The 8,778-nt window shown below is 54.4% G+C and carries 9 protein-coding genes and 1 pseudogene; 1 reads left to right on the top strand and 9 read right to left on the bottom strand.

Going from position 1 to position 8,778, the window contains the following annotated elements; all coding sequences use genetic code 11:
* Window positions 1–3: 3 nt before the first annotated feature.
* From ispG to RCH06_RS15155, 8 genes are all read right to left on the bottom strand, one after another.
* Window positions 4–1,269 (bottom strand): flavodoxin-dependent (E)-4-hydroxy-3-methylbut-2-enyl-diphosphate synthase, encoded by a 1,266-nt coding sequence (gene ispG / locus RCH06_RS15120; protein ID WP_327082292.1) that lies wholly within the window; start codon window positions 1,267–1,269, stop codon window positions 4–6.
* A gap of 4 nt (window positions 1,270–1,273) precedes the next feature.
* Window positions 1,274–1,495: a hypothetical protein gene (locus tag RCH06_RS15125; protein WP_327082301.1), complete on the bottom strand. Its 222-nt coding sequence runs from the start codon at window positions 1,493–1,495 to the stop codon at window positions 1,274–1,276.
* Window positions 1,470–2,279 (bottom strand): type IV pilus biogenesis/stability protein PilW, encoded by an 810-nt coding sequence (gene pilW / locus RCH06_RS15130; RefSeq protein WP_327082293.1) that lies wholly within the window; start codon window positions 2,277–2,279, stop codon window positions 1,470–1,472. The genes RCH06_RS15125 and pilW overlap by 26 nt, the downstream gene beginning before the upstream one ends.
* On the bottom strand, window positions 2,276–3,424 hold the full coding sequence (gene rlmN / locus RCH06_RS15135) for a 23S rRNA (adenine(2503)-C(2))-methyltransferase RlmN (RefSeq protein WP_327082294.1): 1,149 nt from the start codon (window positions 3,422–3,424) through the stop codon (window positions 2,276–2,278). Before rlmN ends, pilW begins: the two co-directional genes overlap by 4 nt.
* A gap of 79 nt (window positions 3,425–3,503) precedes the next feature.
* On the bottom strand, window positions 3,504–3,929 hold the full coding sequence (ndk, locus tag RCH06_RS15140; RefSeq protein WP_327082295.1) for a nucleoside-diphosphate kinase: 426 nt from the start codon (window positions 3,927–3,929) through the stop codon (window positions 3,504–3,506).
* Window positions 3,930–4,059: 130 nt separating this feature from the next.
* Window positions 4,060–5,649 carry a pseudouridine synthase gene (locus RCH06_RS15145; protein ID WP_327082296.1) on the bottom strand — a complete coding sequence of 530 codons (1,590 nt, stop codon included), beginning with the start codon at window positions 5,647–5,649 and terminating at the stop codon, window positions 4,060–4,062.
* A 104-nt stretch (window positions 5,650–5,753) separates the two neighbouring features.
* The gene (gene scpB / locus RCH06_RS15150) at window positions 5,754–6,353 is read right to left on the bottom strand and encodes an SMC-Scp complex subunit ScpB (protein WP_442799704.1); all 600 of its coding nucleotides are present in this window, start codon (window positions 6,351–6,353) and stop codon (window positions 5,754–5,756) included.
* A gap of 101 nt (window positions 6,354–6,454) precedes the next feature.
* On the bottom strand, window positions 6,455–7,489 hold the full coding sequence (locus RCH06_RS15155) for an RluA family pseudouridine synthase (protein ID WP_327082297.1): 1,035 nt from the start codon (window positions 7,487–7,489) through the stop codon (window positions 6,455–6,457).
* A 17-nt stretch (window positions 7,490–7,506) separates the two neighbouring features.
* On the opposite strand from RCH06_RS15155, the gene RCH06_RS15160 reads away from it, so the two are divergent.
* Entirely contained in the window at window positions 7,507–8,334 is an 828-nt protein-coding gene (locus tag RCH06_RS15160; RefSeq protein WP_327082298.1) for an outer membrane protein assembly factor BamD, read from the top strand.
* On the opposite strand, the pseudogene RCH06_RS15165 reads toward RCH06_RS15160, so the two are convergent.
* Window positions 8,297–8,683, bottom strand: a pseudogene (locus RCH06_RS15165) (helicase C-terminal domain-containing protein); the annotation flags it as partial. The gene RCH06_RS15160 and the pseudogene RCH06_RS15165 overlap by 38 nt on opposite strands.
* Window positions 8,684–8,778: the final 95 nt, after the last annotated feature.

Raw genomic sequence — 8,778 nt, forward strand, 5'->3', positions numbered from 1 at the left:
GGCTTAGGTAACGGCATGGGTACCGAACCGCTTTTCAATATAGTTTTCAACAATCACCTGAAACTCCTGCGCGATGTTGTCGCCACGCAAAGTCAGTCTTTTTTCACCATCGATAAATACCGGGGCAGCAGGTGCTTCGCCAGAGCCTGGCAAGCTGATGCCAATATCGGCATGCTTGCTTTCACCCGGCCCGTTGACAATGCACCCCATGACAGCAACACGAAGCCCTTCCACACCGGGGTATTGCTCGCGCCAGACGGGCATTTGCGCGCGCAGGAAATCATCAATTTGTTTGGCTAGCTCTTGGAAAGTAGTGCTGGTGGTACGCCCACAACCCGGACAAGCCGTCACACTAGGAACAAAATTACGCAAACCCAGGGCCTGAAGAATTTCAGAAGCAATGACTACTTCCTGCGTGCGAGCCTCGCCGGGCTGAGGTGTCAAAGACACACGAATCGTGTCGCCAATACCTTCCTGCAGCAAGATAGAGAGCGCGGTAGCTGAAGCCACCGTGCCTTTGGTGCCCATACCGGCTTCAGTCAAGCCAAGGTGAAGTGCATGGTCGGTCCGTCTGGACAACTCACGGTAAACGGACACCAGATCCTGAACGCCACTCACCTTGCAAGACAGGATGATCTGTTCACGGCGTAGCCCCATTTCTTCGGCCCGCTGCGCGGAATCAATGGCCGAGGTGATCAGTGCTTCGTACATAACCTGCCGCGCATCCCAAGGCGTAGCACGTGCATTATTTTCGTCCATCAAGCCAGCAAGCAGTTCCTGGTCAAGACTTCCCCAGTTCACACCGATACGCACCGCTTTGTTCCAGCGCATGGCCGCTTCAATCATCTGGCCGAATTGCACATCACGCTTGTTGCCTTTTCCCACATTTCCAGGATTGATGCGGTATTTGGACAAGGCCTGGGCACAGGCTGGGTAATCAGTCAGCAAGCGATGGCCGTTGTAATGAAAGTCGCCAATCAGCGGAACATCAATGCGCATGCGATCAAGTTGATCGCGCACATGCGGAACGGCAGCTGCGGCCTCGGGTGTATTGACGGTAATGCGAACCATCTCGGAGCCTGCTTGAGCCAACTCCTTGACCTGAATAGCAGTGCCAATGACATCCACGGTATCCGTATTGGTCATGGACTGGATTCTTACGGGCGCGTCACCGCCCACAGTAACCACACGGGAACCCCAGACGACTTGCGACTGAATGGAACGATGCGCTTTCGGAAAAGCAGACTCAATAGGGATACAGGTTTTCACTATTTCACCTCAAATCGAGCGACATTATTATGGGGGACGCCGCCCAAGCCAAACGCCCGACAATATCCTGTCCTTGTGCTTGCATGGCTTCACAAAGCAAGGCTCCGGCGGTTGGTGGCTGGTTTGCCGCGCTGAGGTCAGTAGCATTACCAGCCATCAACCCATCTATCGCCGTTTGCTCAGAACGCAAAATGCCATCATCACTCATTAAAAGCCCCTTTTTCATAGGCAGCGGCCTCTGGCGACTGGGCAAATCGTTTTTTCAGCTGTCCGCCCAGTTGCACCACAGCTTCTTGATTATTGAGTTTTCGCTCGGTTTTTATACCGAGCCAAAGAGTTTGCGCATTGGCCAATTCGGTGTTGTTCAAACGGCGAATATAAAACTGGGCGCGCGTCAGATCACCGCGCGTATACAGTAGCTGGGCAAGGTTATACGATGTCACCGGATTCCCGGCATCAAGCTCATACGAATGCATCAGGCTTTGTTCAGCCTCAGACGTTTGCCCTGCGCGTACCTGACACACACCCAAGGCCATCAAGGTTTTGGCTTTGTCTGTGTAGGTGGGAGTGGCTGCGGCTTGGGAAAATAGCTTGAATGACTCAGCGTAGCGTGCCTGTTGACAAAGTAGCCAGCCATAATTGTGCGCCACGTTGGCATCACGTGAGTTCAAGGCCAGTGCGCGGCGAAAACTGTCTTCCGCCAAGGGAATGTCGTTAAGCCGCATATAAACCAGCCCGCGCAGGTTGTAGGCATTTACAAAACTCGGGTCAGTCGCCAATGCTTGCTTGATCTCATCAAGAGCCACTTTGGTCTGTCCCTGCTCGAAATAACCAGTTGCGAGTTCTACCCGCAAGCGCGCGCGACGTTGCTGATCGGTTTCATCAGACTCGGTGATCAGGTCAGATCTGTTACTTGAAGCTTGAGTCAGGCTCTGCTGGTTGGCGCAGCCTGCGAGCAGCACAGCACCCCAACAGGCAGACATCCAAAACAGACGGGAAATAGCCCTCATACCGCTACGTCCTTCACAACAACCACCTTGATTCCACCCAGCATGCCCTGACGTTGCGCCGCCATGCGCTGATCCACACCGGTACGATCCTGCACATCGCCAGCCAGCTGTCCGCACGCTGCATCAATGTCATCTCCCCGGGTTTTACGCACGGTAGTGATGATGCCTGCATCCATCAAAATTTTGGCAAATGCCATGACCTGTGGCATTTCTGAGCGAATCAGCCCGGAAGCAGGAAAAGGGTTGAAAGGAATCAAATTGAATTTGCACGATAAGCCGTTGGCCGAATGGGTTTTCATCAGGGCTACCAGTTGACGTGCATGTTCAGGCTGGTCATTGACGCCTGCCAGCATGCAATATTCAAAGGTAATGAAATCTCTCGGGGCCGCCGACTGGTAACGCGTGCAGGCTTCCAGCAATTCAGCAATCGGGTATTTTTTATTCAACGGGACCAAGTTGTCTCGCAGCGCATCGTGAGGTGCATGCAATGAAACGGCAAGCGCCACAGGACAATCTCTGGCCAGCCGGTCGATCATGGGCACGACACCAGAAGTCGATACCGTGACACGGCGGCGGGAAAGTCCATATCCGTGATCATCAAGCATGACCTTAAGCGCAGGCAACAGTTGCGCATAATTTTGCAGAGGCTCGCCCATGCCCATCATGACCACGTTGGAGATCACGCGTTCATCACGGCACAGGTGTTTGCGCAGGAAATGCTCGGCAAACCACAGCTGCGAAATGATTTCGCCTGTTGTCAAATTGCGGCTGAAGCCCTGATGACCGGTTGAACAAAAGCGGCAGCCCACAGCACAACCCGCCTGGGAAGAAATACAAAGCGTTCCGCGATCCGCTTCTGGAATAAAAACTGTTTCGATTACATCGCCTGCACCGACGTCAAACAGCCATTTGATGGTGCCGTCCGCCGAATCGTAGCGAGACACCACCTTGAGTCCCTGAATATGGGCAGCACCCGCAAGTTTCTCACGCAGGGCTTTTGCCAGATCCGTCATCTGTTCAAAATCTGACGCACCTTTCTGGTGAATCCAGCGAAACAACTGGGTCGCACGAAAGCGCTTTTGGCCAAGCTGCTCGCAAAAAGCAGCCAAGCCCTCCAGGTCGTAGTCAAGAAGGTTGGCCGTCATCGTGGCTTGCGATAGCCGGAGTCGCCCCACACAAGCGACGACCCGGGCAAGGGGTAGCAAAGCATGGGGACGGACTTCATTAACGTGGGTAAACGTTCATGCCCGCAAAGAAGAAAGCGATTTCTTCTTTGGCGGTTTCAACGGCGTCAGAGCCATGAACAGCATTGGCGTCGATGCTGTCAGCGAAATCGGCGCGAATGGTGCCAGCGTCGGCCTTCTTAGGGTCGGTAGCGCCCATCAGATCACGATTCTTCAGCACAGCGCCTTCGCCTTCAAGTGCCTGGATCATCACGGGACCAGAGATCATGAATGAGACCAGATCCTTGAAGAAAGGACGCTCTTTGTGCACAGCATAAAAAGCCTCAGCCTCGCCTTGCGACAGATGAGCCATTTTGGCGGCAACAACCTTCAGGCCAGCGGCTTCAAAACGTGCGTAGATTTGACCGATCACATTTTTGGCAACTGCGTCTGGCTTGATGATGGAGAGTGTGCGTTCGATGGCCATGAATATTCCTTGAAAGTTAGCGTTATTAGGAGTTTTAAATTATTCAAAAGTTGAATAAAGCCCATGAGTTTAACCCGCAGGCCTTGTCGTTTCGATGGCAGCCCTGCGAAATGGCGTACTTATAAGAAGCCTAGCGATTTCCACCCCGATTGCCACCGCTGCGATTACCGCCAGCATTGCCTCCATTGCGGCGCGGGCCGCTGCTAGTGCCGCCAAATCCGCCCGTATTGCCGCCGCTTCCGCCGCCGCGACGTTGCTGCCCCTGGCCAGGGTCTTGCCGCTGCCGCGTGAAGGTGTCTGCGCCAATATATCCAAACGAAGTTTTCATCGGATCAGGTTGCGCGCCTCCGGCTGATTTTTCAACGCGCGGACCACGATCATCACGCCGTTTTTGCACTTGGGCCCCCCCTGCATTAGGCGACCCAAAACGCGCCCCCGGACCGGCGTTACCGCCTTGGTTTCGGCCTCTTGCGCCAGCGGTGCTACCGCCGTCGCGCCTGTTACCTCTGGTGGGTGAGGCTGGCCGGTTTGCAGGCGGTTGTGAATCATCTGCAGGCTGTGCGATACCGCGCTGACCTGAATCTTGATTGCGCGGTCGTCCGGCGCCACTGCGAGGGCGATCGTTACGAGTAGTTCCACGGCGCTGTTCTGCGCCACCTTCTGCCTCAGGATGCCCTTGACTTGCAGGCGCGTCTCGGGAAGCAGCCCGGGACTCAGATCGACTCACCGCACTCGTCAACGCCCAGATATCGTTCTCGTCAAGCTCTACAAATGCACCCCGCTTGAGTCCCCGTGGCAACACCACGGCACCATAACGGATGCGAATGAGGCGACTGACTGCATGGCCGACGGCCTCAAACATGCGGCGGACTTCGCGGTTGCGTCCCTCGGAAATCGTAACTTTGTACCAGCAGTTAGCGCCTTCGCCACCACCGGCTTCTATGGAGCCAAACTGGGCAACGCCATCCTCAAGCGTCACCCCTTCGAGCAGGCGTTTCTTCTCTTCATTGTTCAGCGCGCCCAGCACCCGCACGGCATATTCACGCTCCAGGCCAAAGCGCGGATGCATCAGTTTATTGGCCAACTCGCCAGAACTCGTTAACAACAGCAAACCTTCGGTATTCAAATCAAGCCGACCAACAGACTGCCATTTTCCTTGAAATAACTTGGGCAGGCGACGGAACACTGTTGGCCGGTTCTGCGGATCATCATGCGTAACAACCTCTCCGGCCGGTTTATGGTAGGCAATCACGCGTGGAGGTGGCGGATCAATCCGGACTCGGATGGGCTTGCCGTTAACCTTGACGGTATCGCCGAACTGGATGCGTTGACCGATATGCGCGGGCTCGGCATTGACAGAAATACGCCCTTCCAGAATGAGTTGCTCCATTTCAAGCCGGGAACCCAGTCCAGCTTGCGCCAGCACTTTGTGAAGTTTGGGGGTTTCAGGCTGCGGCGACAACACCCGTTTTGGCAGATCCAGCGCGACATTTTCTTCGTCGGCATCAAACTTGCCGGTCACCACGTCTTCAAAGCGCAGGGTGGTTTCTGCAGGTTTCGCCCCCCCCCGATTGACACCGGATCGAACAACATCCGCAGCTTTATTAGCCACTATCAAATCGGGAGCAGAAACCGCTTGTGTATCTTGCGCCAGAGGCTTACTTTCCTCATTATTTGATGCAGCCGGAGTTTCTGTAGCGGAGGTGTCTTGAGAGTTCATGCTTTTACATTCGTTCGTGTGGATAGCTGGTATACGGATTACCGGGATTCATGTTCAGGACTCTTGCCGGCATGGGGCGCCATGTCCTTCGGGATTTTTGAAGCTTACAACTCTGACTGCATTGCAGCGGGCTCACTATTGACTGCATCAATCATGCTTAATTCAAATTGTTCAAGCTTGGCAACTTGCGCAGGCATATCGTTCATTGCAGGCAGATCAGCCAAGCAATCAACGCCCAGATCATCGAGAAACTGGCGCGTGGTCGCATAAAGCGCCGGCCTGCCCACAGTTTCGCGGTGGCCAATTACCTCTACCCAGCCGCGATCTTCCAGTTGTTTCAAAAGCAGGCTGTTGATAGTGACACCGCGAATATCTTCCATATCGCCCCTTGTTACGGGTTGCCTGTAAGCAATAATAGCCAGCGTTTCAAGAGTCGCCCTGCTGTAGCGAGGCGGCTTTTCGGGATGGAGCCGGTCAAGGTATTCACGCATGTGCGGCCGACTTTGAAAACGCCAGCCACTTGCCACATGAACCAATTCCACGCCACGACCCGCCCAGTCGTGTTGCAACTCCGCAAGTACCAGCTTCAGACTGTCAGCGGCAAGTACCCCGTTAAACAAAACGCCTAATTCACGCAATGTAAGCGGTTGCTGCGCGCAAATAAGGGCTGTTTCGAGGACGCGCTTCGCATCCGTCGTATTCATTATGGGTGGTTCCGAAAAAAACGGGAAATGCGCATTTGTCAGCGCGTTGCATTCATGTGGAATTCCCGGATTGGGGCCGCCATGTTGCTGGTAGCAGAAAACTACACGGCTGGATTGTATCTGAGGCCAAAACCTGCAATAGCAGCCTGCAGATCAGAAGGCGGCAGAGATTTGAATTCCATCATCGCGCCAGTTACAGGATGCGCAAACGCCAACCGGCAGGCATGCAAGCCCTGACGCTGCAAACTGCCGCCAATGGCACCTCCATACAACGTATCGGATAACAGAGGGTGCCCCAAAAACGCCATGTGAACCCGAATTTGATGAGTGCGTCCGGTGTGCAACTTGCACTTTACAAGGCAATGCTTTTCCGCGTTATCCAGCAGCGAGATCACCGTAGAGGCTGTCTTGCCCGAGTTTTTATCAAGATCAACCACAGCCATGCGCAACCGGTTACGCGGATCACGGCCAATTGGCGCTTCAACCTGACGCGTTTTGGCACCGTCCCAAGCGCCATGAGCCAGTGCGATGTACTCCCTGCTGACGCTACGCGCCGCAATCATGCTGACGAGTTGATCCATTGTCTGCCGCTGGCGCGCCACCACCATCAAGCCACTGGTGTCTTTGTCAAGACGATGCACGATTCCAGCACGTGGCAAAAAACAGGCCTGCGGGTCATGCGCCAGCAGCCCATTGAGTAAAGTTCCACTCCAGTTGCCAGGCGCAGGATGCACGACCAGCCCCGCGGGCTTGTTGATGACGAGCAGATAGCTGTCCTCGTACACGATGTCCAGCACCATCGTTTCAGGTTTGAAGGCTTGGCTTTGAGGCGTTGGACGCAATTCGATGGTGAGTTCGTCGCCAGCCTTGACCTTGGCCGACGTTTTCAGCACTTCACGGCCCTTGACCAGGACACCTCCGGCTTCGATCAATTGCTGAAGATAACTGCGCGAGAATTCGGGTACGCAAGCAGCAAGCGCCTTGTCAAGCCGACTGCCGTGACTTTCGATGGGAACATTGACATGCCGCAATTCCACTTCAGCCGTGGTTTCAGCCTCGTCCTGTGCATCGTCAGCCAGCGCATCGGTGCCAACGCTGCCCGATATAATCAATTTGCTCAGTTCTGAATCAGTCATCAAGAAGGTCGATTGCTATGTTTTCCACCAAATTATCGGTTTCCCCGAAAGCATCGCCGCTTATAGCAGTCGTTTGCACATTGGCAGCTTTAGTTATTTCTGGTTGTTCAACTACGCCAGCAGCCGATAAAACGGCCACCTGGAGTCCGAACAAAATTTACGCCGAAGCCAAGGACGAAGCGAGTTCGGGCGCCTACGACAAGGCAATTCCTCTTTACGAAAAGCTAGAAGGCCGTGCCGCCGGAACGCCTCTGGCGCAGCAGGCGCAACTCGACAAGGCATATGCTCAGTATAAAGGGGGCGAACAAGCCCAAGCTCTCGCTACCCTGAACCGGTTTATGAAACTTCATCCGGCGAGTCCAGCAATGGACTACGCCCTTTACCTTAAAGGGTTGGTGAACTTCAACGACAACTTGGGAATTTTTGGATTTATTTCACGCCAGGATTTGTCGGAGCGCGATCAAAATGCAGCCAAGGAATCGTTTGAAGCCTTCAAGGAACTGGTAAGCCGTTTCCCGGAGTCGCGCTATGCGCCCGACTCACGCTTGCGCATGAACTACATCGTCAACTCATTGGCGCAATCTGAAGTGCATGTAGCCCGCTATTACTATTCGCGCGGCGCTTACGTTGCTGCCATCAATCGGGCTCAGGTAGCGATTGCCGACTATCGGGATGTTCCCGCTCTTGAAGAAGCTACGTACATTCTCTACAAATCCTACGATGCGCTGGGAATGAATGAGTTGCGTGATGACACACGCCGCATCATGGAAAAGAGTTATCCGCAAAGCCAATACATGAGCAAAGGTTTCAAGTCTGCGGAGAACCCGTGGTACAAATTCTGGTAAAATTCTCCAGCCTTTGCATCAAAGCCTGCTCTGATGCCAGCCTGTGCATCGGAGGTAGCGCATTCATCAACCGCCGCCCATAATTCATGGAAACCAGACGGCTGTCACAAACCACCAGAACGCCTTGACCGCTTTCCCTGCGTATCAACCGGCCAGCGCCCTGCCTGAGCGCGACGGCAGCTTCGGGCAGAAAGTAATCGGTAAAAGCGGTGCGCCCTTGGGATTCCAGAAGCTTTGAACGCGCTTCCGCCAAGGGATCGTTTGGGGGTGGAAAGGGAATTTTGTCAATAATGAGCAATTGAAGCGCTTCGCCGGGCACGTCAATCCCCTCCCAGAATGAAGACGACGCGTAAGCGGCTCGTCATGGCACCTTGACCAGGCTTGCCGAAATATGCTGCGGGTTAGAGAAGAGTCAGTCCGCAGGCTGCCAGCGATGGGGCAGCA

Origin of the sequence: Polaromonas sp. CG_9.5 (assembly GCF_035984465.1) — a bacterium.
GTDB lineage: Bacteria > Pseudomonadota > Gammaproteobacteria > Burkholderiales > Burkholderiaceae_C > Polaromonas.